Origin of the sequence: Enterobacter cloacae complex sp. 418I7, from assembly GCF_050030705.1 — a bacterium.
GTDB lineage: Bacteria > Pseudomonadota > Gammaproteobacteria > Enterobacterales > Enterobacteriaceae > Enterobacter > Enterobacter intestinihominis.
Genome location: NZ_JBLGUU010000001.1, coordinates 2,512,097 through 2,535,924, shown reverse-complemented (window position 1 = coordinate 2,535,924; position 23,828 = coordinate 2,512,097). Strand labels below are relative to the sequence as shown.

Genomic DNA, 23,828 nt, shown 5'->3' with positions numbered 1-23,828 from the left:
TAAAGAATCTGGAAGTGATGGTGGTGGGGGAAGGATTCGAACCTTCGAAGTCGATGACGGCAGATTTACAGTCTGCTCCCTTTGGCCGCTCGGGAACCCCACCAGGGGTAATTCATATTTTGAGATAAAGCTGGAGATGGTGGTGGGGGAAGGATTCGAACCTTCGAAGTCGATGACGGCAGATTTACAGTCTGCTCCCTTTGGCCGCTCGGGAACCCCACCACGGGGTAATGCTTTTAACTGGCCTGCTTCCTGTTGGAAGCGGGGCGCATCATATCAAATGAGACGCCCCTGTAAAGCATTCCTTTAGGAAAATGAAGCTGTTTGCCTGCTTTTTATCCGTAAAGGCGTAAAGCTAATCAATTCATTTTCCGAAGGATTAAAGAATAATCGTTCTGTTGCCGTACACAAAGACGCGCTGAGCAAGTACCTGATAAAGCGCACGGCTCAGTACGTTCTTCTCAACGTCACGGCCAGCTCGCATCATATCTTCTGCCGTGTAGGTGTGATCCACGTGGATCACGTCCTGCATGATGATTGGGCCTTCGTCCAGATTATCATTCACGTAGTGCGCGGTTGCGCCAATGATCTTCACCCCACGCTCGTACGCCTGGTGGTACGGACGCGCGCCAATAAAGGCTGGCAGGAAGGAGTGGTGGATGTTGATAATTTTGTTCGGGAAGCGCGCCACGAAGGATGGCGTCAGCACGCGCATGTATTTTGCCAGCACCACGTAGTCCGGGTTATGCGCTTCAATCGCAGCAGCCATCAGGTTGTCGTGCTCTTCGCGGGTATGACCTTCATGGCTGACCAGTTCAAACGGAATGTCGAAACGTTCAACCAGCGTACGCAGCGTCTCGTGGTTGCCAATGACGGCGGCAATTTCGACGTCCAGGCCACCGTAGTTGGCTTTCATCAGCAGATCGCCCAGGCAGTGCGCCTCTTTGGTGACCAGAATGACAATGCGGCGACGACCCGCCGGGTTTAGCTCGCGCACCGAGCCTTCCGGCAGGGCGCTGTCCAGATCGGCAAGCAGGGTTGTGTCGTTGAAAATACCTTCCAGCTCGGTACGCATAAAGAAGCGACCGGTACGGTGGTCAACGAACTCGTTGTTCTGCACGATATTCAGTTCATGCTTGTAGCAAATGTTGGTAATTCGTGCGATCAGTCCTTTTTGATCGGGACAGATAGTGCGCAGAACTTTACGTTGTAATGATTGCATCGCCGGGAAATCCTGTTTATGTATTTGCGAAGTCTGAGTTGTCAGGCATTACTGCCGCAACACTTTTTAAATTTTTTTCCTGAACCACAGGGGCAGGGATCGTTACGACCGAATTGCGGACGTGTGCCGTCAATATAATACCATTGCCCGCTGTCCTTTAAGAACCGTGAGCGTTCAATGATGGCGCCGGGTTTGTTTTGTTCGCTAAAGCGGGCGACAAAACTGACATAGCCCTCGTTGGCATCGCGGCCGGGAGCGGCATCAAAGACGGTAAGGCCCAGCCAGACGGTGTTGGCAAATCCGGCTTCAATCTCTTGCCGAAAATCGGCAGCATCACAGGACGGATGCCAGGTTTTAATCAGGTAGTCTGCGTTTTTGATCACAAAAGCAGTATACCGCGAGCGCATAAGGTGTGACGGGTCTGGTGCAACCTGCTCGCCAGAAAGATATCGCTGGCAACATAGGCTATACTCCAGAGCGCTACCACAGGGGCAGAGTTGAGACACGATTCTCTTCCTGGAACAAAAAATAAGGCGTTAAACGCTTAAGGTAGCAATATGTTAACTGAGCAGGTGCGTTGACGCTATGTCGGGAATCCAGGGGAAGTAAAACAGGGCTAATGAGAAAGGTAAAAATTGGACTGGCGTTGGGCTCAGGTGCAGCCCGGGGTTGGTCACATATTGGCGTTATCAATACCTTAAACCAGATGGGGATTGACGTTGATATTGTCGCAGGATGTTCTATCGGGTCGCTGGTCGGATCCGCGTACGCCTGCGGTAAGCTTCCGCAGCTTGAAAGCTGGGTGCGCTCCTTTAGTTACTGGGATGTACTGCGCCTGATGGATCTCTCCTGGCAGCGTGGCGGCCTGCTGCGCGGCGAACGCGTATTCAATCAGTTTCGTAAGATAATGCCCCTCGCTGACTTCAGCCACTGCCAAATGCCTTTCGGCGCCGTTGCAACCAACCTCAGTACGGGCAGGGAGTTATGGCTCACCGAAGGGGATATTCATCTCGCCGTTCGCGCATCCTGTAGCATGCCTGGGTTAATGGCGCCTGTGCCTCATAATGGCTACTGGCTCGTTGATGGTGGCGTGGTGAATCCTGTCCCCATCTCTCTGACGCGCGCCATGGGGGCAGATATCGTCATTGCAGTGGATTTACAGCACGACGCTCACCTTATGCAGCAGGATTTGATGCCGGTTAATCTTCAGAGCGATGATGCGGAAGAAGAGAAACTTGCCTGGCATGCGCGTTTACGCGGCAGAATAGGGCGCCTGACTGCCCGTCGCACGGTGACCGCGCCGAACGCCATTGAAATCATGACGACCTCCATTCAAATTCTTGAGAATCGCCTGAAGCGAAACCGTATGGCTGGCGATCCTCCGGATATTCTTATTCAGCCCTATTGTCCACAAATCTCTACCCTTGATTTCCACCGGGCTGAGGCCGCCATAGCAGCGGGCTCGTTAGCCGTCGAAAAGAAAATAGATGAACTGTTGCCTTTTGTGCGTACAGCACGTTAAGCACTTTTTTGATTACTTCAGCAAAATCTGACAGGCGATAGTACCAATAGCATGCCACTATTGAGTAACTGTCAGCCAGGGGAGGAACCATGACACAGCCATTGGCCGGAAAACATATTTTGATAGTAGAAGACGAGCCCGTTTTCCGATCGCTACTGGATTCGTGGTTATCCTCACTGGGTGCAACCACGTCCCTTGCCGAAGATGGCGTCGAGGCACTGGAAAAAATGGCCAGCATGGCGCCTGATCTGATGATCTGCGATCTCGAGATGCCGCGCATGGACGGATTAATGCTGGTGGAGAACCTGCGTAACGAAGGTTATCAGACACCGATACTGGTGATCTCGGCGACCGAAAATATGGCGGATATTGCTAAGGCGTTGCGTTTGGGTGTGCAGGATATCCTGCTCAAACCGGTTAAAGATTTAAACCGACTGCGTGAAACGGTGTTGGCCTGCCTGTATCCCAATATGTTTAATTCCCGGGTGGAAGAAGAAGAACGTCTTTTCCAGGACTGGGATGCTTTAGTCAGTAATCCGCTCGCGGCCGCGAAGCTGCTTCAGGAACTTCAGCCGCCGGTGCAGCAAAATATCTCTCATTGCAGAGTAAATTATCGCCAGCTGGTAGCGGCTGACCAGCCTGGACTGGTGCTGGATATTGCGCCGCTATCAGATTCCGACCTCGCTTTTTATTGCCTGGATGTTACCCGAGCGGGTGATAACGGCGTTCTGGCGGCCTTATTACTCCGTGCGCTGTTTAATGGATTGCTACAGGAACAATTATCCCATCAGGGGCAACGACTTCCTGAGTTAGGCAGTTTACTAAAACAGGTCAACCAACTTTTTCGCCAGGCCAATTTGCCGGGGCAGTTCCCGCTTCTGGTTGGCTATTATCACAGCGGGTTGAATAACCTTATTCTGGTCTCTGCTGGATTAAATGCCACGCTGAATACCGGCGAACACCATATACAGGTGAGTAACGGTGTGCCGTTGGGAACGTTGGGTAATACTTACCTTAATCAAATTAGCCATCGCTGCACCTCCTGGCAGTGCCAAATTTGGGGTGCCGGTGGGCGGTTACGCTTAATGTTGTCCACGGAGTAAGCAGTCAGATTTTATTTTTCAGATTGCTTTACCTGTGTTTTTGCTGGCAGTGCTACTATCGCTGCAAGTTTCATGCGTATTTGTCTTAATTGATCGGCAACGCGTTCTTTTCAGACCCGTATTAGTGGCTGAGACTGTATACTCAACGCGTTATTCAATGCATAAAAGTTCAAAACTTGAACAGTTCAGGAGAATTTCAATGGCTGCCCTAAATTCGAAAGTCAGAAAGGCCGTTATCCCGGTGGCGGGATTGGGTACCAGGATGTTGCCAGCGACGAAGGCAATCCCAAAAGAGATGCTGCCTCTGGTTGATAAGCCATTAATCCAGTATGTCGTGAATGAGTGTATTGCGGCAGGTATCACCGAAATTGTACTGGTGACGCATTCATCTAAAAACTCTATCGAAAACCATTTCGATACCAGTTTCGAACTCGAAGCAATGCTGGAAAAACGCGTAAAGCGCCAGCTGCTGGAGGAAGTGCAGTCTATTTGCCCTCCACACGTTACCATTATGCAGGTTCGTCAGGGCCTGGCGAAGGGCCTGGGACACGCAGTATTGTGTGCACATCCGGTAGTGGGTGATGAGCCGGTCGCGGTTATTCTGCCAGATGTGATCCTTGATGAGTATGAGTCCGATCTTTCCCAGGAAAACCTGGCGGAAATGATTAAACGCTTCGACGAAACCGGCAGCAGCCAGATTATGGTTGAGCCAGTCGACGATGTGACTGCTTACGGTGTGGTTGACTGCAAAGGTGTTGCCCTGCAACCTGGTGAAAGCGTACCGATGGTTGGCGTTGTTGAAAAACCTAAAGCGGACGTCGCGCCGTCTAACCTTGCTGTCGTTGGCCGTTACGTACTGAGTGCTGAAATCTGGGCGCTGCTGGCCAAAACGCCTCCGGGTGCGGGCGATGAAATCCAGCTGACGGATGCTATAGATATGCTGATCGAGAAAGAGACCGTGGAAGCCTACCATATGAAAGGTAAGAGCCATGACTGCGGTAATAAGCTCGGTTATATGCAGGCATTCGTCGAATATGGCATTCGCCATAACAGCCTTGGTGAAGAATTTAAAGCCTGGCTCAAAGGTAGCGTGGGTATTAAGTAATAAACTCACGGACCAGTGAACAAGACCGGTGTGGCGATGCCCACCGGTTTTTTTATGCCTGTCGATCCGTAATTGGCTGGAGATTGTCAAGGACGTTAAATAGTGAGCCAGGCAATATGACAGAATGTAAGGAGATGTTTGGGGAATATTATGGGCATAAAAAATCCCGCATTAAGCGGGATTTTTCAGAATCTTTCCAGATTAATCCTTGATCAGGAAGTCATCCAGTTGTTTACCTTGTTCGTCCATAGCTTTCTTGATTACAGCAGGAGTACGACCCTGGCCGGTCCAGGTTTTCTCTTCGCCGTTCTCGTCGATGTAGCTATATTTAGCAGGACGTGCTGCGCGTTTTGCTTTGGTACCGGTTTTAGCCGCAGCCATGCTGTTCAGCAATTCGTTTGGATCGATACCATCGGCAATCAGCATTTCGCGATACTGTTGCAGTTTACGTGTACGTTCTTCGATTTCAGCCGCAGCTGCGCTTTCTTCTTCACGACGTTCGTTAACGACAACTTCTAATTTTTCGAGCATCTCTTCAAGCGTTTCAAGGGTACATTCTCTTGCCTGCGCACGAAGAGTACGGATGTTGTTCAGAATTTTAAGTGCTTCGCTCATTGTAGTAATCTCAAACTTATAATGGGGGTGGGTTTGTTGTCCTAATAATAGAGCGTTAATTTCACTTGTGCAATAGGTTGGAATGTAAGGAATTCAAAAAATACAAAATTAATGACGCTATTATTAATTACGCTAACTTAAATTTCATTGTTTGCTGGGGCGATGAGATATCGTTTCAAACGGCAAAAGCGCGTCATTTGCATGTTTGTTTTGTGACTTTTACCTCAGGAATTATAGTTGCGGTTGATAAATATCAGCCTTTCGTATTACTCCGGCTAAGCGCAGCGAACAGAAGAATAGTTAATAAATAGTGAATTTTAAAGATTGCAGAAGCCACTATAAAAAGAAGTGTTATCTCCGGTGTCGAGCTCGCCTTATTGTCCGTGCTAAAAGCCTTTACTGTCTGTTTTAACGCATTATTTTGCGCTATCAACGAAGAGTTTATTGGTGCAGAACAGCCTGGAGCACGCAGCCCGCCGCTGATGACAATACAAAATATGGTACAATGATCCATCGGGAATATTACACATTGATTAGGGTTCTTCGGCCAATGGCACAACTTTATTTCTACTATTCGGCAATGAATGCAGGGAAATCGACGGCGTTACTGCAATCCTCATACAATTATCAGGAGCGGGGGATGCGTACCGTTGTTTATACCGCCGAAATCGACGATCGCTTTGGGGCAGGGAAGGTAAGCTCAAGAATAGGGCTCTCGTCGCCTGCAAGGCTGTTTAACCCTGAAACGGACCTGCTTGAGGACATTCGTGCCCAGCATGCCTCTAAGCCTGTCCATTGCGTGCTGGTAGATGAAAGCCAGTTCCTGACCCGCGAGCAGGTCCATGCGCTTTCAGAGGTCGTTGATGAGCTGGATATTCCCGTTCTTTGCTATGGATTACGCACTGACTTTCGCGGTGAGTTATTTGCCGGTAGCCAGTATCTGCTCGCCTGGTCGGATAAGCTGGTTGAGCTGAAAACTATCTGCTTTTGTGGCCGCAAGGCAAGTATGGTTCTTCGCCTGGACCAGTCGGGCAAGCCTTATGCTGATGGCGAGCAGGTGGTGATAGGGGGCAATGAACGTTATGTCTCGGTCTGCCGCAAGCATTATAAAGAGGCGCTGGCTGTAGGCTCGCTGACGGCGTTACAGGGCGACAATCGCAAATAAAAAAAATGTCTTACGGATCCTCAGATATAAAAAAACCCGCCAGCGGCGGGTTTTTTTTCACACTGTCAATCAAGCATTTTTCTTCGCTTTCTTGTCAGCCTTTACAACTGCGGGGATGTCAACTTTTACGGCAGCGACATCGCTTTCAGTGAAGTTACGACCGTAATAGGTATCCAGCAGGATCTGTTTCAGTTCGGAAATCAGTGGGTAGCGCGGGTTAGCACCAGTACACTGGTCATCGAATGCATCTTCAGACAGCTTATCTACGTGAGCGAGGAAGTCAGCTTCCTGAACGCCTGCTTCGCGGATAGATTTAGGAATACCCAGTTCAGCCTTCAGGCTTTCCAGCCATGCCAGCAGTTTCTCGATCTTCGCTGCAGTACGGTCGCCCGGTGCGCTCAGACCCAGGTGGTCTGCGATTTCAGCGTAGCGACGACGAGCTTGCGGACGGTCGTACTGGCTGAATGCAGTCTGCTTGGTTGGGTTGTCGTTGGCGTTATAGCGGATAACGTTGCTGATCAACAGGGCGTTCGCCAGACCGTGAGGAATGTGGAACTGTGAACCCAGCTTGTGCGCCATGGAGTGACAGACACCCAGGAAGGCGTTAGCAAATGCAATGCCCGCGATGGTTGCTGCACTGTGTACACGTTCACGAGCTACAGGGTTTTTCGAACCTTCGTTGTAAGAAGCTGGCAGGTTTTCTTTCAGCAGTTTCAGTGCCTGTAAAGCCTGACCGTCAGAGAACTCAGAAGCCAGTACGGAAACGTAAGCTTCCAGGGCGTGAGTTACCGCATCCAGACCACCGAACGCACACAGTGATTTCGGCATTTCCATGACCAGGTTGGCGTCAACGATAGCCATATCTGGCGTCAGTGCGTAGTCAGCCAGCGGATATTTCTGACCCGTTGCGTCATCAGTCACAACAGCAAATGGCGTCACTTCTGAACCGGTACCGGAAGTGGTGGTGACGGCGATCATTTTCGCTTTCACGCCCATTTTCGGGAACTTGTAGATACGTTTACGGATATCCATAAAGCGCAGCGCCAGTTCTTCGAAGTGGGTTTCCGGATGCTCGTACATGACCCACATAATTTTCGCGGCGTCCATTGGGGAACCGCCACCCAGTGCGATGATCACATCAGGTTTGAAGGAGTTAGCCAGTTCAGCGCCTTTACGTACAACGCTCAGGGTTGGGTCAGCTTCAACTTCAAAGAAGACTTCAGTTTCGACGCCAGACGCTTTCAGAACAGAGGTGATCTGGTCTGCATAGCCATTGTTGAACAGGAAACGGTCAGTCACGATGAGCGCACGTTTGTGGCCATCAGTAATCACTTCGTCCAGCGCGATTGGCAGAGAGCCGCGGCGGAAGTAGATAGATTTCGGAAGTTTGTGCCACAACATGTTTTCAGCTCGCTTAGCAACGGTTTTCTTGTTGATCAGGTGTTTTGGACCAACGTTTTCAGAGATGGAGTTACCACCCCAGGAACCACAACCCAGAGTCAGGGAAGGTGCGAGTTTGAAGTTATACAGGTCACCGATACCACCCTGAGAAGCAGGGGTGTTGATCAGAATACGTGCCGTCTTCATCTTCTGACCGAAGTAAGCAACACGCTCTGGCTGGTTATCCTGGTCGGTGTACAGGCAAGAGGTGTGGCCGATACCGCCCATCGCCACCAGCTTCTCTGCTTTTTCTACCGCGTCATCGAAATCTTTCGCACGGTACATCGCCAGTGTCGGGGATAGTTTTTCGTGAGCAAACGGCTCACTTTCATCAACGACGTTCACTTCACCAATCAGAATCTTGGTGGTAGCAGGGACGCTAAAGCCGGCGAGTTCAGCGATTTTATACGCTGGCTGACCTACGATAGCTGCGTTCAGTGCACCATTTTTCAGAATCACGTCCTGAACGGCTTTCAGTTCTTTACCTTGCAACAGGTAGCCGCCGTGGCTGGCGAAACGTTCACGAACGGCGTCGTATACCGAATCAACCACGACAACTGACTGTTCAGATGCACAGATAACGCCGTTATCGAAGGTTTTTGACATCAGCACAGAGGCAACTGCACGCTTGATATCTGCCGTTTCGTCGATCACAACAGGGGTATTACCTGCGCCTACGCCGATGGCTGGTTTACCGGAGCTGTATGCTGCTTTAACCATACCAGGACCGCCGGTCGCCAGGATTAAGTTAATGTCCGGGTGATGCATCAGGGCGTTGGACAGTTCAACAGAAGGTTGGTCGATCCAACCGATCAGATCTTTTGGCGCACCCGCAGCAATGGCAGCCTGAAGCACGATATCCGCTGCTTTGTTGGTGGCGTCTTTCGCACGTGGGTGCGGGGAGAAAATGATTGCGTTACGTGTTTTCAGACTGATAAGAGATTTGAAGATGGCGGTAGAGGTTGGGTTAGTGGTTGGAACGATACCGCAAATAATGCCGATGGGTTCAGCGATAGTGATGGTGCCAAAAGTGTCGTCTTCTGACAGCACACCGCAGGTTTTCTCATCTTTATAGGCGTTGTAGATATACTCTGAAGCAAAGTGGTTTTTGATCACTTTATCTTCAACGATACCCATACCGGATTCGGCAACGGCCATTTTAGCGAGAGGGATTCGAGCATCTGCAGCAGCCAGAGCGGCCGCGCGGAAGATTTTATCAACCTGTTCTTGGGTGAAATTGGCATATTCACGCTGGGCTTTTTTCACGCGCTCGACGAGGGCGTTCAGTTCAGCGATATTGGTAACAGCCATAATGCTCTCCTGATAATGTTTAAACTCTTTTAGTAAACCAGCGCTCGATACGTCTGACAGTATAGTCAGAGCCGATCCCACTTGCGTAACACACAGTAAAACAAAGGATTACTCACTGCTTCCGCTCACTAATTTACTAAAAGAGCCTTACCTTAGCATCATACCTTTTTGATAGGTGATCTCCCTGGCGGCGTAATCAAGATTACTCACTTCTGAGTACGAAAATTATGATCAAGATCAATTTTGTCCTAAGCTGATACCTTTCAGCAGGGTTATTTTGTGCTAATTATTCCAGTGTTAAATAATTAAGTAACTATTGGAAGTGGCGCTATCATTGAGTATACAAATGTTTAACATCATGAATTGATAACGTTTTAGAACAGATTTCTGGTGAAGTGTGCGGCTAAAAAGCGTATCTTCAGCGCGGATTTATCATTACACGCTGTCTCTCCCTGACCATGCTCAATTGCGGAGCTTAATGTGATTCAAACGCTCTTTGATTTCCCTACATATTTCAAGTTTTTTATTGGCTTGTTTGCCCTGGTCAACCCGGTAGGGATTATCCCTGTCTTCATCAGTATGACCAGTTATCAGACAGCTGCCGCGCGAAATAAAACCAACCTGACGGCAAACCTGTCGGTGGCGATTATCTTGCTTACGTCTCTTTATCTGGGGGACGCCATTCTTCAGGTCTTCGGCATCTCTATTGATTCGTTCCGAATAGCAGGCGGGATCCTGGTGGTGACGATTGCAATGTCGATGATCAGCGGCAAGCTGGGGGAAGATAAACAGAATAAGCAGGAAAAATCAGAGACAGCTATCCGCGAGAGCATCGGCGTGGTGCCACTGGCACTGCCGCTGATGGCGGGCCCGGGGGCAATCAGTTCTACCATTGTATGGGGAACACGCTATCACAGCCTGATGCACCTGATTGGCTTCTCTGTCGCCATTGCCCTGTTCGCACTTTGCTGCTGGGGCGTATTTCGTATGGCGCCATGGCTGGTTCGCTTGCTGGGACAAACGGGCATCAACGTGATTACCCGTATCATGGGTCTGTTGTTAATGGCGTTAGGCATCGAATTTATCGTTACCGGTATAAAAAGTATATTCCCCGGATTAGTACACTGACTTTCGTTTGAAAGAGCGGAGCCAGCGGCTCCGTTTTTTTACGTGAATATCAGCAAATCATATAAATAAAGTTGAAATACGCACCAGCCATAATAAGTTCTACTAATAACCCTCTTTTGTTGATTTTCAAGAGGTTGTTTATTTTCAGTTTGCTTCTCTGCCCATAAATCCTTCAAACGCTCTGTTATTTTACTCACATGATACTCTGGGGCTTGCTGACAGATAACCGAAATGATATTAGTAATTTCGACGTCTGACCCAGACGAATGTGCTAAATAATAACCAGATGTTAAATTTTCGTGAAAAATCGTCCGAATTTGTCATGTCATCGCACCAGTCACGAGAGAACTCTACAACTGAATGTATTGTAAGGGTTTTACTTGTTTTTGGCGTGAAAGGTGGTCGGCGGCATAGCTACGCCTGACTCCGTAAAAGAGAAATGCTTAACAAATTTGCAAAATGTATTGGCGAGAGTTGGCACCATTTGGTACTTTCCGGCCTTATATTTTGCGGCATTAAACAAGTTGATGAGAACTATTTTCATATAGACCTCACTTAAGCTTTCCAGCACACCTCACTGACAGGGGAGAGGTGTAAAGAATCGACGCAAGATCGCCGTACGAGCGGTCAGTAATAATGAAGTCGATGATAGCAAGAAGTAAAAAAAGAACCTGACAGCAGCAAAAAAAACTCCTGCGCTGTACAGGCCCCAACAGGGGATTACACAACTGGCGAAGGCCAGTCATAATAATGAGTGGAGTATCAACACAATGTCCATCATCACAAAAAAAAGTCTGGTAGCGGCGGGGATTTTAACTGCGCTAATCGCGGGCAACGCTGCAATGGCTGCGGACGTTCCTGCTGGTGTTCAGCTGGCTGAGAAGCAAACGCTGGTACGTAATAACGGTGCGGAAGTGCAGTCTCTTGATCCGCACAAAATTGAAGGTGTTCCAGAGTCTAACGTTAACCGCGATCTGTTTGAAGGTCTGCTGGTGACTGACGTAGACGGCCACCCGGCTCCGGGCGTGGCGGAAAAATGGGACAACAAAGATTTTAAAGTCTGGACCTTCCATTTGCGTAAAGATGCCAAATGGTCTGACGGTACGCCGGTTACCGCCGAAGATTTCGTCTATAGCTGGCAGCGTCTGGCGGATCCGAATACCGCCTCCCCGTACGCGAGTTACCTCCAGTATGGCCATATCGCCAATATTGATGACATCATCACGGGTAAAAAGCCAGTAACCGACCTGGGCGTAAAAGCCATCGATGCCAACACTTTTGAAGTGACGTTGAGCGAACCTGTTCCGTACTTCTATAAGTTGCTGGTTCACCCGTCCGTTTCTCCGGTACCAAAATCCGCGGTAGAAAAATTTGGTGAAAAATGGACGCAGCCTGCGAATATCGTGACCAACGGTGCATATAAGCTGAAGGACTGGGTCGTTAACGAGCGTATGGTGCTGGAGCGCAACCCGCAGTATTGGGATAATGCCAAGACGGTTATCAATCAGGTCACCTACCTGCCAATCTCTTCTGAGGTAACGGACGTAAACCGCTACCGCAGCGGCGAAATCGACATGACCTATAACAACATGCCGATTGAACTGTTCCAGAAGCTGAAAAAAGAGATCCCGAAAGAAGTTCACGTCGATCCGTATCTGTGCACCTACTATTATGAAATTAACAACCAGAAAGCACCGTTCACCGACGTACGTGTTCGTACCGCACTGAAGCTGGCTCTGGATCGCGACATTATCGTGAATAAAGTGAAGAATCAGGGCGACCTGCCGGCTTACAGCTACACCCCGCCTTACACCGACGGTATGAAGCTGGTTGAACCTGAATGGTTCAAATGGTCCCAGGAAAAACGTAACGAAGAAGCGAAAAAGCTGCTGGCTGAAGCGGGCTATACCGCCGACAAGCCGCTGACGTTTAGTCTGCTGTACAACACCTCCGATCTGCATAAAAAACTGGCTATTGCCGTCGCGTCAATCTGGAAGAAAAATCTCGGCGTGAACGTGAAGCTGGAAAATCAGGAATGGAAAACCTTCCTCGATACGCGCCATCAGGGAACCTTTGACGTGGCACGTGCAGGATGGTGTGCGGACTATAACGAACCGACCTCATTCCTGAACACCATGCTCAGCGACAGTTCGAACAATACCGCACACTATAAGAGCCCGGCGTTTGATAAGCTGATTGGCGATACCCTGAAAGTGGCAGATGACGCCCAGCGCGCCGATCTGTACGCGAAATCAGAACAACAGCTCGATAAAGACTCTGCGATCGTTCCGGTTTACTACTACGTTAACGCCCGCCTGGTGAAACCATGGGTAGGGGGTTATACCGGTAAAGACCCGTTGGATAATATTTCCGTTAAGAATCTTTATATTATCAAGCATTAATGGCAATACGTGGGGCGAGCGAGCTTGCCCCACTGTGTCTATTTTGTAACATTCATCAGGCACACGCCAGAAGGTACGGGCAATGTTGAAATTTATCCTGCGTCGCTGTCTTGAAGCGATTCCAACGTTATTTATTCTAATTACAATTTCCTTCTTTATGATGCGTCTTGCGCCGGGCAGTCCTTTTACCGGTGAACGCACGCTTCCGCCAGAAGTTATGGCCAACATCGAAGCGAAATACCATTTAAACGATCCTATCACCACGCAGTACTTCAACTATCTGAAGCAACTTGCACACGGTGATTTTGGTCCGTCATTCAAATATAAAGACTATTCCGTTAACGACCTGGTGGCGTCCAGCTTCCCGGTATCGGCTAAATTAGGGGCTGCTGCATTTATCCTGGCCGTTGTTCTCGGTGTCACTGCGGGCGTTATCGCCGCACTAAAACAAAATACCCGATGGGATTACGCCGTAATGGGGGTCGCAATGACCGGGGTGGTTATCCCCAGCTTCGTTGTCGCGCCGTTGCTGGTCATGATATTCGCGATAACCCTTAAATGGCTGCCCGGGGGCGGCTGGAATGGCGGGGCGCTGAAGTTCATGATATTGCCGATGGTGGCATTATCTCTGGCCTACATTGCCAGTATCGCCCGTATTACGCGTGGTTCAATGATTGAAGTCCTGCACTCGAACTTTATCCGTACCGCCCGAGCGAAAGGGTTGCCGATGCGCCGGATTATTTTCCGTCACGCTCTCAAGCCTGCACTGTTACCGGTGCTCTCCTATATGGGTCCTGCATTCGTCGGCATTATTACGGGTTCAATGGTGATTGAAACCATTTATGGCCTGCCGGGCATCGGGCAGTTGTTTGTTAACGGGGCGCTTAACCGTGACTATTCGCTGGTGCTGAGCCTGACGATCCTCGTGGGCGCGCTGACCATTCTGTTTAATGCCGTTGTCGATGTGCTGTATGCCGTTATCGATCCGAAAATCCGTTACTAACTGGAGCACGCCATGATGTTGAGTAAGAAAAACAGCGAGGCGCTGGAAAACTTCAGTGAAAAGCTGGAGGTCGAAGGTCGTAGCCTTTGGCAAGACGCCCGCCGTCGTTTTATGCATAACCGTGCCGCCGTTGCCAGCCTGGTCGTGCTGGTGCTTATCGCGCTGTTCGTAACCCTGGCACCAATGCTCTCTCAGTTCACCTATTTCGATACGGACTGGGGCATGATGTCCAGCGCGCCGGATATGGAATCCGGGCACTATTTCGGTACCGACTCCTCCGGGCGTGATTTGCTGGTGCGTGTGGCGATTGGCGGCCGTATCTCCCTGATGGTTGGCATCGCGGCGGCGCTGGTGGCGGTGATCGTCGGCACGCTTTACGGTTCGCTTTCCGGTTACCTCGGCGGGAAAGTGGACTCCGTGATGATGCGTCTGCTAGAAATCCTGAACTCCTTCCCGTTCATGTTCTTCGTCATTCTGCTGGTGACCTTCTTTGGTCAAAATATCCTGCTGATCTTCGTGGCGATCGGGATGGTGTCCTGGCTGGATATGGCGCGTATTGTGCGCGGCCAGACGCTGAGCCTCAAACGTAAGGAGTTTATCGAAGCCGCACAGGTTGGCGGCGTTTCTACCGCCAATATTGTGGTGCGTCATATCGTTCCTAACGTGCTGGGCGTGGTGGTGGTGTACGCCTCCCTGCTGGTGCCAAGTATGATCTTGTTTGAATCTTTCCTGAGCTTCCTGGGATTAGGTACGCAAGAGCCGTTGAGTAGCTGGGGCGCTCTGTTAAGTGACGGCGCAAACTCCATGGAAGTGTCACCGTGGTTACTGCTGTATCCGGCGGGCTTCCTGGTCGTCACCCTGTTCTGTTTCAACTTTATCGGCGATGGCCTGCGTGATGCCCTCGACCCGAAAGACCGTTAAGGAGCGCCGTCATGACCATTATTGAAACGGCAACCGCGCCACAGGCGCAACAGCGGACCAGCGCACTGCTGGACGTTAAAGACCTCCGCGTGACGTTTAAAACCCCCGACGGTGATGTGACTGCCGTTAACGATCTCAACTTCGACCTGCGTGCCGGTGAAACGCTGGACATTGTGGGCGAATCCGGTTCCGGTAAATCCCAGACCGCATTCGCGCTGATGGGCCTGCTGGCATCAAACGGCGTGATAGGGGGTTCGGCGACGTTTAACGGGAAAGAGATCCTGAATTTGCCGGAACATGAGCTGAACAAGCTGCGCGCCGAGCAGATTTCAATGATTTTCCAGGATCCGATGACCTCCCTGAACCCCTATATGCGGGTGGGTGAACAGCTGATGGAAGTGCTGATGCTCCACAAGGGGCTGGGCAAAGCCGAAGCGTTTGAAGAGTCCGTCAAAATGCTGGATGCGGTGAAAATGCCTGAAGCACGCAAGCGCATGCGCATGTATCCGCACGAGTTCTCCGGCGGTATGCGTCAGCGAGTCATGATCGCGATGGCATTGCTTTGCCGGCCAAAACTGCTGATCGCTGATGAACCAACCACCGCTCTCGACGTGACCGTCCAGGCGCAGATCATGACGTTGCTGAACGAGCTGAAGCGTGAGTTCAACACCGCCATCATCATGATCACCCACGATTTAGGCGTCGTTGCCGGGATCTGCGACAAAGTGTTAGTCATGTATGCAGGCCGCACGATGGAATACGGTAATGCCCGCGATGTGTTCTACCAGCCAGCCCACCCGTACTCTATCGGGCTGCTGAATGCCGTACCGCGCCTCGATGCGGAAGGGGAGTCGCTGCTGACTATCCCGGGCAACCCGCCAAACCTGCTGCGTTTGCCAAAAGGCTGCCCGTTCCAGCCACGCTGTCCGCATGCGATGGAAATCTGTAACAGCGCACCGCCGCTGGAAGCGTTTGCCCCAGGCCGTCTACGCGCCTGCTTTAAGCCGCTGGAGGAGCTGGTATGAACGCAATCGACGAAAAAAGAAATGTGCTGCTCGAAATCGCTGACCTGAAGGTCCATTTCGATATCAAAGACGGTAAACAGTGGTTCTGGCAGCCTGCCAAAACCCTGAAAGCGGTGGATGGCGTCACGCTACGCCTGTACGAAGGGGAGACCCTGGGCGTGGTGGGCGAATCCGGCTGCGGCAAGTCGACATTTGCGCGTGCGATCATCGGCCTGGTGAAAGCCACCGACGGGAAAGTGGCCTGGCTTGGCAAAGATCTGCTGGGGATGAAGCCGGATGAATGGCGCAATGTGCGCAGTGATATCCAGATGATTTTCCAGGATCCTCTGGCGTCCCTGAATCCGCGTATGACCATTGGCGAAATCATTGCCGAGCCGCTGCGCACCTATCATCCGAAGATGCCGCGCCAGGAAGTTCGCGATCGGGTGAAAGCGATGATGCTGAAGGTGGGTCTGTTGCCTAACCTCATCAACCGCTACCCTCACGAGTTTTCCGGCGGTCAGTGCCAGCGTATCGGTATCGCACGCGCGTTGATCCTTGAACCGAAACTGATTATCTGTGATGAGCCGGTTTCGGCGCTGGACGTTTCCATCCAGGCCCAGGTGGTTAACCTGCTACAGAAACTGCAACGGGAAATGGGGCTGTCGCTGATCTTCATCGCCCACGATCTGGCGGTGGTAAAACACATTTCAGACCGTGTGCTGGTCATGTATCTGGGCCACGCCGTGGAACTGGGCACGTATGATGAGGTGTACCATAATCCGCTGCACCCTTATACCAAAGCGCTGATGTCTGCGGTTCCCGTTCCGGATCCCGATCTGGAAAAAAATAAAACCATTCAGCTTCTGGAAGGTGAACTGCCTTCGCCAATCAACCCGCCTTCAGGCTGCGTATTCCGTACGCGATGCCCAATAGCCGGGCCGGAATGTGCAAAAACACGGCCGGTTCTGGAGGGCAGTTTCCGACATGCGGTTTCCTGCCTGAAAGTAGACCCGTTATAATCGCAAGGGCTGACATGATGTCAGCCCTTATTTTTTCGAGGTTAATGTGTCGCGATTATTCACGTCGGCCCGTCAGCGGCTTTATCACCTTTTATTTGATCCAGAAACGGTTTCCGGTCGCCGTTTCGAGGGTCTGTGTGGCTTATTTGCACTGATTAGCGTCATTATTATCTTTATCGAATCCGGTGCCGGAACGCAGTACCACATGACGTATGAGGAGTGGCACGTTTTTGTCTGGCTGGAATTGATCGTCACGGTGGTGTTTACCGCAGAGTATGTGCTGAGGGTCATTAGCTGGCCAAATCCGGCGAAATACGTTTTCAGCTTCTGGGGATTTATTGATTTAGCCACTATCCTGCCGCTGTATGTCATGTGGCTGTGGCCTGAGATCAGCCTGAATTATGTGTTTGCCTGGCGCGCAATGCGGGCGATTCGTGTGTTACGAATTTTGAAGCTGCTGCGCTTTATGCCGTCGCTGAGGGTTTTTTGGGTCGCCATTGTCAGCGCCCGCCACCAGCTTATTCTCTTCTATTCGTTTATTGCTATCGTGATGATCGTTTTTGGCTCCCTGATGTATTTAATCGAAGGGCCAAAATACGGGTTTACCACGCTTAATGCGTCGGTTTACTGGGCTATCGTCACGGTGACCACCGTGGGCTATGGCGATATTACACCGCATACGCCGCTCGGACGTATTGTGGCATCGATTCTTATTCTGATCGGTTATTCGGTAATAGCGATACCGACGGGGCTAATTACCACCCATATGAGCAGCGCCTTCCAGAACAGCAAGCAGCAACGCAAATGTCCGAATTGTCAGCAGGGAAATCATGAACCCGGGGCGCGGTTTTGTCACCGCTGTGGAAATGCCTTGCCGGATTAAATAAAAAAGGCTGCGCGGGCAGCCTTTTTTATTATTCGCGCCAGAGAATATGGCACAGCTTATGGTCTTTCTCGCGGCACAGCAGGACGCGGGCAAAGATGTCGTTAATTTCTCCGCCGTCTTCATCTGCCAGGCCAATTACCACCTCAGCGAAGAAGTCCGGGTTGAGATCAAAATCGACGTGTTCGGCCCAGTCTTCAGACGGATCGAACAGCTCAGCACCGCCACGCTCTTCAAATTGCAGGTTGAAAAGAATGACGTCAGCAGGGTCGAGATTATCGACCGCCAGCTCGAGAAAAATATCGTAGGCCTGTTCGAGCGTTTCGTCTTCGGTCAGGCGATTGTTCAGATCCATTTCCATGATGACTACCTGTTAAACATCGTTGGGCACGTTTTACAGCAACGGACTAAAGAAGTAAAACAGTCGTTCGGCAATTCGCTGCCACAGCGGACGTTTCGCCCACAGTCTGGCGTCCAGCAGGCGTGAGCGGGAGATATAATCATCCTGAACCGCCGCCAGATCGCCGCCGAAACCGGCGTCATCAATGACCAGCGTAATTTCAAAATTCAGCCACAGACTGCGCATATCGAGGTTGACGGTACCCACCAGGCTCAGCTCTCCGTCTACCAGCACGCTCTTGGTGTGTAACAGACCGCCTTCGAACTGATAGATTTTAACGCCCGCGGCCAGCAGCTCACTAAAGAACGCGCGACTTGCCCACCCGACCAGCAGCGAATCGTTCTTGCGCGGCATAATAATGCTCACATCCACTCCGCGCTGTGCCGCTGTACAGATGGCGTGCAGAAGGTCGTCGCTGGGGACGAAATAGGGCGTGGTCATGATCAGATATTCCCGCGCTGAGTACGCGGCGGTAAGCAGTGCCTGATGGATCAGATCTTCCGGGAAGCCAGGACCGGAGGCGATAGTGTGGATAGTGTGCCCGCTGGCTTCCTCAAACGGCATGATATTGCCATCCGGCGGCGGGGGAAGAATGCGTTTACCGGTTTCAATTTCCCAGTCGCACGAATAGACGATGCCCATAGAGGTTGCCACCGGGCCTTCCATGCGAGCCATCAAATCGATCCATTGCCCCACGCCAGAATCCTGTTTAAAGAAGCGGGGGTCGACCATGTTCATGCTGCCGGTGTAGGCGATATAGTTATCGATCAGGACCATTTTCCGGTGCTGACGAAGATCCATGCGGCGCAGAAAGACGCGCATAAGATTCACTTTCAGCGCCTCGACCACCTCGATACCGGCGTTGCGCATCATGCCTGCCCACGGGCTACGGAAAAAAGCCACGCTGCCGGCGGAGTCCAGCATCAGGCGGCAGTGGATACCGCGACGTGCAGCGGCCATCAGCGATTCGGCGACCTGGTCCGCCATGCCGCCCGGCTGCCAGATATAAAACACCATCTCGATATTATGCCGGGCGAGCTGGATATCACGGATCAGCGCCTGCATCACGTCATCGGAAGAGGTCATCAGTTGCAGCTGATTGCCTTTTACCCCAGCAATGCCCTGGCGGCGTTCGCACAGCTTGAACAAAGATGCGGCCACGCTGCTGTTCTCTTCGGCGAAGATATGCTTGCAGGCTTTAAGGTCGGCAAGCCATTTTGCCGTGGAGGGCCACATGGCACGGGCGCGTTCGGCCCGGCGTTTACCCAGATGAAGTTCACCGAAAGAGAGATAGGCGATGATGCCCACCAGCGGCAGAATGTAGATAATCAGAAGCCAGGCCATGGCGGAAGGTACCGCTCTGCGTTTCATCAGAATGCGCAACGTCACCCCGGCAATTAACAGCCAGTATCCTAAAATGACCAGCCAACTCACCACGGTGTAGAAGGTTGTCATAAATAAAAAATCCTTTTGAAAGCGTATTGTTATGAGTTTACGCATCAGGATTCATCTGGCAAATAAAAACGGCAGATAAAAGCGCTGGTTTGCCGCCTGCTTAGGCATATAATGGCATCTCTGTTAGAGAAAGAGTTGTAGACATGAAGCGCAGTAGAACTGAAGTAGGGCGCTGGCGCATGTTGCGACAGGTGAGTCGTCGTAAGGCTCGTTGGCTGGAAGCACAATCCCGCCGCAATATGCGTATCCACGCCATCAGAAAATGTGGCCTGAACAGACACCGTAACGCGCTGCTGTTCGCGGTCCAGGATATCTGAAAAGCATGAGGGGCACCGTAAAGGTGCCCATTAAACATCCAGACTATTAATCTTTGCAGTCTCCTCCCGTCTGCTTTCCACGATATACTACGTCCCCATAACGTCATGATATTAAAAGGTGAATCCTTATCTCTGGATTTTTATTGCATTTTTGGCGCTGGATGCGCTCAGGGAAGGTTTAGGACTTTCGTCATTTTCCTCATTGGCAGATTATGTTTTTGCGTGGGGAATACATTGGCTTTATTAAAGGAAAAAAGGATGAACGTAAAAGTGATGGCAGCACTCTTCGGGATTGCAGTATTAAGCGGTTGTGCCAGTAGCAAAACCTCACCCGAACGGCACGCGTTTTATTTCGTGTCGCATCAGTCCAGCTTTACTGGCGGCAATTACACCTCCAGCGTGCAGAAAAATTATCACCTGAACGTAGCGCAGTTCCGCGAGCTTTATGCCCGGGGCAAAGCTGACCGTGCGGAAGGGCGGTCTCAGGCTGAAGCCAGTGAATACGCGCAAAGCATTCGCGATCAGCTGAAAGAAAATGCGAAGTCGCAGGAATTGTACGCAGGCAACGCGAAGGATAAATGGTCTTCGGACATGGACAGTAAAGACGCCATATTATTTGGTAACGAACTGGCCGCGACTTATCTTGATGGTTATAACGGCGTACAATAGCGCAACTGATTCAGGGGATACCGTAATTACCGGTATCCCCGCTGTTTTTGAGCAAAAGGAGTGAGACGTGTTTGCGGAGTTTGGTGTACTGAATTTCTGGACCTATGTTGTCGGCGCATTTTTTATCGTGCTGGTTCCAGGACCGAACACCTTGTTTGTGCTGAAAACAGGGATTGGCCACGGCGTTAAGAAAGGCTATCTGGCAGCCACCGGTGTGTTTATTGGTGATGCCGTGCTGATGTTTCTGGCCTGGGCGGGCGTCGCCGCGTTGATCCAGACCACTCCGGTATTATTTAATATTGTCCGCTATCTTGGGGCGTTTTATCTGCTGTGGCTCGGCGGAAAAATGCTCTGGTCCGTTATGACACGTCAAAAAAATGCGCACGAAAGTAGCGCCGAACCGGCAAGCGCGATCCTTAAGCGTTCGCTGGTGCTGAGCCTGACGAACCCGAAAGCGATTCTCTTTTACGTATCGTTCTTCGTGCAGTTCATTGATGTCAATGCGAAGAATACCGGCACGTCGTTCCTGATCCTCGCCACCACGCTTGAGCTGATCAGCTTCATGTACATGAGCTTCCTGATTTTCTCAGGCGCGTTTGTCACGCGTTATCTGAAAACCAAAAAGAAACTGGCGAAGCTGGGGAATGGGTTGATAGGCCTGCTGTTTGTTGGATTTGCGGCGAGGCTGGCGTCGCTGCACTGAATGAAGAAAAGGCTCCCGAGGGAGCCTTTTTAATATCTGGCGTAACTTGAAAGACGCGCCAGACAAGGCTTCACGTTTTACTACTAGCAGTCAAAAGCCATAAAAAGCGGCTCTGACGCGCCCGGAGTCCTGTCAATAACTGTGGAAAGCTCACAGGCGGTGGCGATCCAGTTATGACCCCCACACCGTCCGAGCAAGCCGCAGCGGTGTTAAATCTGATTGAGCGCGGGGTTATCGGTTGGAATGAGCCAGACGTTGTGTAGGTGCTTAACGAGGCGTTAAAAGCTCGCGCACCGCGCAAACATCGGCATCAAAGAAGCAATGCGCCGCTCAAAACCAGCGAGCAAGCGCCATCAGCCCGGATGACAAAGTCCGAAAGGGATCGCGTCGCAAAAATTCGTTTCGATTTAGCTCAGGACGGCATTACCCCGGAACGGTGTGAGCTCGACGCGCTGGCGCGTGGGGCACGGTGATTTATGGCAAGAAAAGTTTCAAATATCCGGCTGCTGACGAGTGGCCTGGAAATTCAACTGAAATGGAGTGGACTTTATGAAAGATTATTTATTCAGATGGCTAATTATCGCAAGAGAAAATAACCGCAAATATAGCGAGATCAGCGATACGAAAATTGAGGGGTTTACACCGGTGATAGGTTCGATAATTCCGCCGCCACGTCGACGATAGCAACGCCGCCGGTGCTGAAACTCGCTTTCAGTGTCGGTGGTGTTGAACAACGAGCCCTGAGAGGCGTTAACTTCTAAGCCGATAAAATCAGAATCAGGAAAAGTAGATTGAAGTAAAAACGTCCTTTATGATGACTCAAAGGTTAGCCCAAAAGGAAATCATGACAATGAGCGTTGGATTAATTACAGACGAGCCAGGACGTTTCTACACCTTCCAGTCTACATTGCCAGCCGGTGAATATTTCGAATTTCGCCCACGCAATCCTCCACTGAACTCAAAACCCATCGTTGATGACGAAAGCGGGATGTGTATTGGTTATTCCGTCGCTCAGGCTCCCGGTTTATGGCAGATTTATGATGCAGACGGCATGTTTGTTAGGCTGGAAGAAGCGCCATTAGAAGCCCCCCTGATTGACCCAACAGACCTCGCTCTAATTGCTTTTGGTGCATTTCGTCTTTTACGGGCAGGTCAGGCGTTACTGAAAAGTGGTGTCAAAGCCGCCGTAACTGTGAGGCTCAGTGAGGCTACCATCAGTCTCTTGCGTGGCCGCCTTAAAATGGGCTTATCAGCTCGCGCGCTCAGGATGAGTGAGTCATCTGTAAAACACATGCTGACCCCAGGTCGTTATGTGCCTTTGCAGATTCAGGAAAAGGCCATTCGTTATGGCATAAGAACGCCGGATCCTCTCAAAAAGCCAGGGCTTTTCCGTTACGAGGCTCGTATGTATAAGCTTGTGGAAGACAGGCAAAATAAAGGCACTTATATTTATAAGTCTTACCGTCTTGAGGTTTTGGTCAGGGAAGCTGACTGGACTATCATGCATTTTCAGTACATGCCGTAAGGGGGGATCATGATAGATATCACAAGCGGTGACAGACACCTTAAATTAACGCCTTATGAAAGGCTGGCTGAACCCGAAGAGCCTGCCTATAGCCGTATTATGGTTTGGGTTGAATTCTCAATCCCAGCCTTAAAAACAGAGTTTGCTGCAGAGTTTTTTGTCGGTCAGTTGGAGCAGTTCAGGAATGATACACATGATTTCCATCTGGCCTTAAAGACAGGGGCGAAATTTAAGGATATTAATTTAACCTCGGCATTCGAGCAGGTTGTGCTTAAGTTTCATCAGGCACATTTTGCCGGGGCTGTTGGCGTTAGCATGGTACTTAAGCCTGAAAACCATGCTGACAGTATTACCCTTGATGATTCCTTCGATATTGATGAAAGTTACTTTCCCGACCTGCTCTCTGGACTGGACGACATCATTTCATGGCAAAACTGATGCTTGCATCAAGCCACAAGACCGGCACTCAGAATGCCGGTCTTGTTATGCCATTTACTCGCGATTTTCTCGTATTTAAGCTCTACATGCATCAGGTGCATGAGTTTGGATCCGTTTTTTACTCCAGCATTTGCCAGTCAGCGTCAGCGCTGGCACAGCTTTCCGCAACCGCGTTGTCGTGGCAGTTACAGCGACGACTCATGCTGCCTTCCAGACCGTGTGATTTCAGGAACGACTGCCACTCATGGCTCGTGTACTGACTGCCCTGATCAGAGTGAACCGTACCTGCTTTTGAGGATTACGCCTCCACACCGCCATAAGTAATGCGTTCAGGACAATCTCTTTTGTCATGCGGGGTTGCATTGACCAGCCGATAACTTTGCGTGAGAACAGGTCAACCACCACGGCCAGATACAGCCAGCCTTCGTGGATTTCGGCCTGAGCATCTGACTGTTCATTATGAGTGGAAGAATCC

General features: G+C 50.7%; 23 protein-coding genes, 2 tRNA genes and 2 pseudogenes. 18 read left to right on the top strand and 9 right to left on the bottom strand.

Features of this window, described 5'->3' with window-relative positions:
• Window positions 1-18 precede the first annotated feature (18 nt).
• From ACQG0S_RS12220 to ACQG0S_RS12205, 4 genes are all read right to left on the bottom strand, one after another.
• A tRNA-Tyr gene (locus ACQG0S_RS12220) sits at window positions 19-103 on the bottom strand.
• A gap of 34 nt (window positions 104-137) precedes the next feature.
• A tRNA-Tyr gene (locus tag ACQG0S_RS12215) sits at window positions 138-222 on the bottom strand.
• A gap of 157 nt (window positions 223-379) precedes the next feature.
• On the bottom strand, window positions 380-1,222 hold the full coding sequence (purU, locus tag ACQG0S_RS12210) for a formyltetrahydrofolate deformylase (protein ID WP_003856715.1): 843 nt from the start codon (window positions 1,220-1,222) through the stop codon (window positions 380-382).
• Between the two features lie 41 nt (window positions 1,223-1,263).
• Window positions 1,264-1,728 (bottom strand): YchJ family protein, encoded by a 465-nt coding sequence (locus tag ACQG0S_RS12205; protein WP_022648358.1) that lies wholly within the window; start codon window positions 1,726-1,728, stop codon window positions 1,264-1,266.
• A gap of 113 nt (window positions 1,729-1,841) precedes the next feature.
• Here ACQG0S_RS12205 and rssA point away from each other — a divergent pair, with 113 nt between their 5' ends.
• The 3 genes from rssA (at window position 1,842) to galU (ending at window position 4,952) form a co-directional block, all read left to right on the top strand.
• Window positions 1,842-2,744, top strand: coding sequence for a patatin-like phospholipase RssA (rssA, locus tag ACQG0S_RS12200; protein ID WP_022648357.1), 903 nt, complete (start codon window positions 1,842-1,844; stop codon window positions 2,742-2,744).
• Between the two features lie 89 nt (window positions 2,745-2,833).
• A complete protein-coding gene (gene rssB, locus ACQG0S_RS12195; RefSeq protein WP_003856721.1) occupies window positions 2,834-3,847 on the top strand; it encodes a two-component system response regulator RssB in 1,014 nt (337 codons plus the stop codon).
• A 199-nt stretch (window positions 3,848-4,046) separates the two neighbouring features.
• Window positions 4,047-4,952 (top strand): UTP--glucose-1-phosphate uridylyltransferase GalU, encoded by a 906-nt coding sequence (gene galU, locus ACQG0S_RS12190; protein ID WP_022648355.1) that lies wholly within the window; start codon window positions 4,047-4,049, stop codon window positions 4,950-4,952.
• Window positions 4,953-5,153: 201 nt separating this feature from the next.
• On the opposite strand, the gene hns is transcribed toward galU, so the two are convergent.
• Window positions 5,154-5,567 carry a histone-like nucleoid-structuring protein H-NS gene (hns, locus tag ACQG0S_RS12185; protein ID WP_003856724.1) on the bottom strand — a complete coding sequence of 138 codons (414 nt, stop codon included), beginning with the start codon at window positions 5,565-5,567 and terminating at the stop codon, window positions 5,154-5,156.
• A gap of 550 nt (window positions 5,568-6,117) precedes the next feature.
• On the opposite strand from hns, the gene tdk reads away from it, so the two are divergent.
• The gene (tdk, locus tag ACQG0S_RS12180; protein WP_032622434.1) at window positions 6,118-6,732 is read left to right on the top strand and encodes a thymidine kinase; all 615 of its coding nucleotides are present in this window, start codon (window positions 6,118-6,120) and stop codon (window positions 6,730-6,732) included.
• Between the two features lie 69 nt (window positions 6,733-6,801).
• Here the strand turns inward: tdk and adhE are convergent, their stop codons facing one another.
• A complete protein-coding gene (gene adhE, locus ACQG0S_RS12175; protein ID WP_045622008.1) occupies window positions 6,802-9,483 on the bottom strand; it encodes a bifunctional acetaldehyde-CoA/alcohol dehydrogenase in 2,682 nt (893 codons plus the stop codon).
• 480 nt (window positions 9,484-9,963) lie between these two features.
• Between adhE and ACQG0S_RS12170 the strand changes: the two genes are divergently transcribed.
• The 7 genes from ACQG0S_RS12170 to ACQG0S_RS12140 all read left to right on the top strand — a co-directional run bounded on the left by ACQG0S_RS12170 (window position 9,964) and on the right by ACQG0S_RS12140 (window position 17,846).
• Window positions 9,964-10,611, top strand: a complete 648-nt coding sequence (locus ACQG0S_RS12170; RefSeq protein ID WP_017384236.1) for a YchE family NAAT transporter — start codon at window positions 9,964-9,966, stop codon at window positions 10,609-10,611.
• Between the two features lie 770 nt (window positions 10,612-11,381).
• Entirely contained in the window at window positions 11,382-13,013 is a 1,632-nt protein-coding gene (gene oppA, locus ACQG0S_RS12165; RefSeq protein WP_023300277.1) for an oligopeptide ABC transporter substrate-binding protein OppA, read from the top strand.
• 82 nt (window positions 13,014-13,095) lie between these two features.
• Window positions 13,096-14,016 (top strand): oligopeptide ABC transporter permease OppB, encoded by a 921-nt coding sequence (gene oppB / locus ACQG0S_RS12160; protein WP_003856738.1) that lies wholly within the window; start codon window positions 13,096-13,098, stop codon window positions 14,014-14,016.
• 12 nt (window positions 14,017-14,028) lie between these two features.
• Complete coding sequence (gene oppC, locus ACQG0S_RS12155) at window positions 14,029-14,937, top strand: oligopeptide ABC transporter permease OppC (protein ID WP_003856740.1); 909 nt, start codon at window positions 14,029-14,031, stop codon at window positions 14,935-14,937.
• A gap of 11 nt (window positions 14,938-14,948) precedes the next feature.
• Window positions 14,949-15,962, top strand: a complete 1,014-nt coding sequence (locus ACQG0S_RS12150) for an ABC transporter ATP-binding protein (RefSeq protein WP_426750388.1) — start codon at window positions 14,949-14,951, stop codon at window positions 15,960-15,962.
• Window positions 15,959-16,963 (top strand): murein tripeptide/oligopeptide ABC transporter ATP-binding protein OppF, encoded by a 1,005-nt coding sequence (gene oppF / locus ACQG0S_RS12145; RefSeq protein ID WP_022648351.1) that lies wholly within the window; start codon window positions 15,959-15,961, stop codon window positions 16,961-16,963. Before ACQG0S_RS12150 ends, oppF begins: the two co-directional genes overlap by 4 nt.
• Window positions 16,964-17,009: 46 nt before the next feature.
• Window positions 17,010-17,846 (top strand): ion transporter, encoded by an 837-nt coding sequence (locus ACQG0S_RS12140; RefSeq protein ID WP_048966759.1) that lies wholly within the window; start codon window positions 17,010-17,012, stop codon window positions 17,844-17,846.
• A 31-nt stretch (window positions 17,847-17,877) separates the two neighbouring features.
• On the opposite strand, the gene ACQG0S_RS12135 is transcribed toward ACQG0S_RS12140, so the two are convergent.
• Window positions 17,878-18,207: an HI1450 family dsDNA-mimic protein gene (locus tag ACQG0S_RS12135; protein ID WP_006810881.1), complete on the bottom strand. Its 330-nt coding sequence runs from the start codon at window positions 18,205-18,207 to the stop codon at window positions 17,878-17,880.
• A gap of 33 nt (window positions 18,208-18,240) precedes the next feature.
• Window positions 18,241-19,701, bottom strand: coding sequence for a cardiolipin synthase (gene cls / locus ACQG0S_RS12130; protein WP_022648349.1), 1,461 nt, complete (start codon window positions 19,699-19,701; stop codon window positions 18,241-18,243).
• 143 nt (window positions 19,702-19,844) lie between these two features.
• Here cls and ACQG0S_RS12125 point away from each other — a divergent pair, with 143 nt between their 5' ends.
• The 7 genes and pseudogenes from ACQG0S_RS12125 (at window position 19,845) to ACQG0S_RS12095 (ending at window position 23,353) form a co-directional block, all read left to right on the top strand.
• Complete coding sequence (locus ACQG0S_RS12125; protein WP_017384232.1) at window positions 19,845-20,018, top strand: YciY family protein; 174 nt, start codon at window positions 19,845-19,847, stop codon at window positions 20,016-20,018.
• A gap of 118 nt (window positions 20,019-20,136) precedes the next feature.
• On the top strand, window positions 20,137-20,265 hold the full coding sequence (locus ACQG0S_RS12120; RefSeq protein WP_213014383.1) for a KPN_01571 family protein: 129 nt from the start codon (window positions 20,137-20,139) through the stop codon (window positions 20,263-20,265).
• An 11-nt stretch (window positions 20,266-20,276) separates the two neighbouring features.
• Complete coding sequence (locus tag ACQG0S_RS12115; RefSeq protein WP_048966760.1) at window positions 20,277-20,687, top strand: Exc2 family lipoprotein; 411 nt, start codon at window positions 20,277-20,279, stop codon at window positions 20,685-20,687.
• Window positions 20,688-20,754: 67 nt separating this feature from the next.
• Window positions 20,755-21,390 carry a leucine efflux protein LeuE gene (gene leuE / locus ACQG0S_RS12110; protein ID WP_006810877.1) on the top strand — a complete coding sequence of 212 codons (636 nt, stop codon included), beginning with the start codon at window positions 20,755-20,757 and terminating at the stop codon, window positions 21,388-21,390.
• 122 nt (window positions 21,391-21,512) lie between these two features.
• Window positions 21,513-21,943: pseudogene (locus ACQG0S_RS12105) on the top strand (replication endonuclease); the annotation flags it as partial.
• Between the two features lie 297 nt (window positions 21,944-22,240).
• Entirely contained in the window at window positions 22,241-22,915 is a 675-nt protein-coding gene (locus tag ACQG0S_RS12100; protein ID WP_065421696.1) for a hypothetical protein, read from the top strand.
• Window positions 22,916-22,924: 9 nt separating this feature from the next.
• Complete coding sequence (locus ACQG0S_RS12095) at window positions 22,925-23,353, top strand: WapI family immunity protein (RefSeq protein ID WP_022648346.1); 429 nt, start codon at window positions 22,925-22,927, stop codon at window positions 23,351-23,353.
• Between the two features lie 157 nt (window positions 23,354-23,510).
• On the opposite strand, the pseudogene ACQG0S_RS12090 reads toward ACQG0S_RS12095, so the two are convergent.
• A pseudogene (locus ACQG0S_RS12090) lies at window positions 23,511-23,782 on the bottom strand (DDE-type integrase/transposase/recombinase); the annotation flags it as partial.
• Window positions 23,783-23,828 lie beyond the last annotated feature (46 nt).

What these genes read in the sequence shown, in the direction of transcription:
- purU (WP_003856715.1), bottom strand. Translation starts at nt 1,222, where the DNA reads ATGCAATCATTACAACGTAAAGTTCTGCGCACTATCTGTCCCGATCAA.
- rssA (WP_022648357.1), top strand. Translation starts at nt 1,842, where the DNA reads ATGAGAAAGGTAAAAATTGGACTGGCGTTGGGCTCAGGTGCAGCCCGG.
- rssB (WP_003856721.1), top strand. Translation starts at nt 2,834, where the DNA reads ATGACACAGCCATTGGCCGGAAAACATATTTTGATAGTAGAAGACGAG.
- galU (WP_022648355.1), top strand. Translation starts at nt 4,047, where the DNA reads ATGGCTGCCCTAAATTCGAAAGTCAGAAAGGCCGTTATCCCGGTGGCG.
- hns (WP_003856724.1), bottom strand. Translation starts at nt 5,567, where the DNA reads ATGAGCGAAGCACTTAAAATTCTGAACAACATCCGTACTCTTCGTGCG.
- tdk (WP_032622434.1), top strand. Translation starts at nt 6,118, where the DNA reads ATGGCACAACTTTATTTCTACTATTCGGCAATGAATGCAGGGAAATCG.
- adhE (WP_045622008.1), bottom strand. Translation starts at nt 9,483, where the DNA reads ATGGCTGTTACCAATATCGCTGAACTGAACGCCCTCGTCGAGCGCGTG.
- oppA (WP_023300277.1), top strand. Translation starts at nt 11,382, where the DNA reads ATGTCCATCATCACAAAAAAAAGTCTGGTAGCGGCGGGGATTTTAACT.
- oppB (WP_003856738.1), top strand. Translation starts at nt 13,096, where the DNA reads ATGTTGAAATTTATCCTGCGTCGCTGTCTTGAAGCGATTCCAACGTTA.
- oppC (WP_003856740.1), top strand. Translation starts at nt 14,029, where the DNA reads ATGATGTTGAGTAAGAAAAACAGCGAGGCGCTGGAAAACTTCAGTGAA.
- ACQG0S_RS12150 (WP_426750388.1), top strand. Translation starts at nt 14,949, where the DNA reads ATGACCATTATTGAAACGGCAACCGCGCCACAGGCGCAACAGCGGACC.
- oppF (WP_022648351.1), top strand. Translation starts at nt 15,959, where the DNA reads ATGAACGCAATCGACGAAAAAAGAAATGTGCTGCTCGAAATCGCTGAC.
- ACQG0S_RS12135 (WP_006810881.1), bottom strand. Translation starts at nt 18,207, where the DNA reads ATGGAAATGGATCTGAACAATCGCCTGACCGAAGACGAAACGCTCGAA.
- cls (WP_022648349.1), bottom strand. Translation starts at nt 19,701, where the DNA reads ATGACAACCTTCTACACCGTGGTGAGTTGGCTGGTCATTTTAGGATAC.
- ACQG0S_RS12125 (WP_017384232.1), top strand. Translation starts at nt 19,845, where the DNA reads ATGAAGCGCAGTAGAACTGAAGTAGGGCGCTGGCGCATGTTGCGACAG.
- ACQG0S_RS12115 (WP_048966760.1), top strand. Translation starts at nt 20,277, where the DNA reads ATGAACGTAAAAGTGATGGCAGCACTCTTCGGGATTGCAGTATTAAGC.
- ACQG0S_RS12100 (WP_065421696.1), top strand. Translation starts at nt 22,241, where the DNA reads ATGAGCGTTGGATTAATTACAGACGAGCCAGGACGTTTCTACACCTTC.
- ACQG0S_RS12095 (WP_022648346.1), top strand. Translation starts at nt 22,925, where the DNA reads ATGATAGATATCACAAGCGGTGACAGACACCTTAAATTAACGCCTTAT.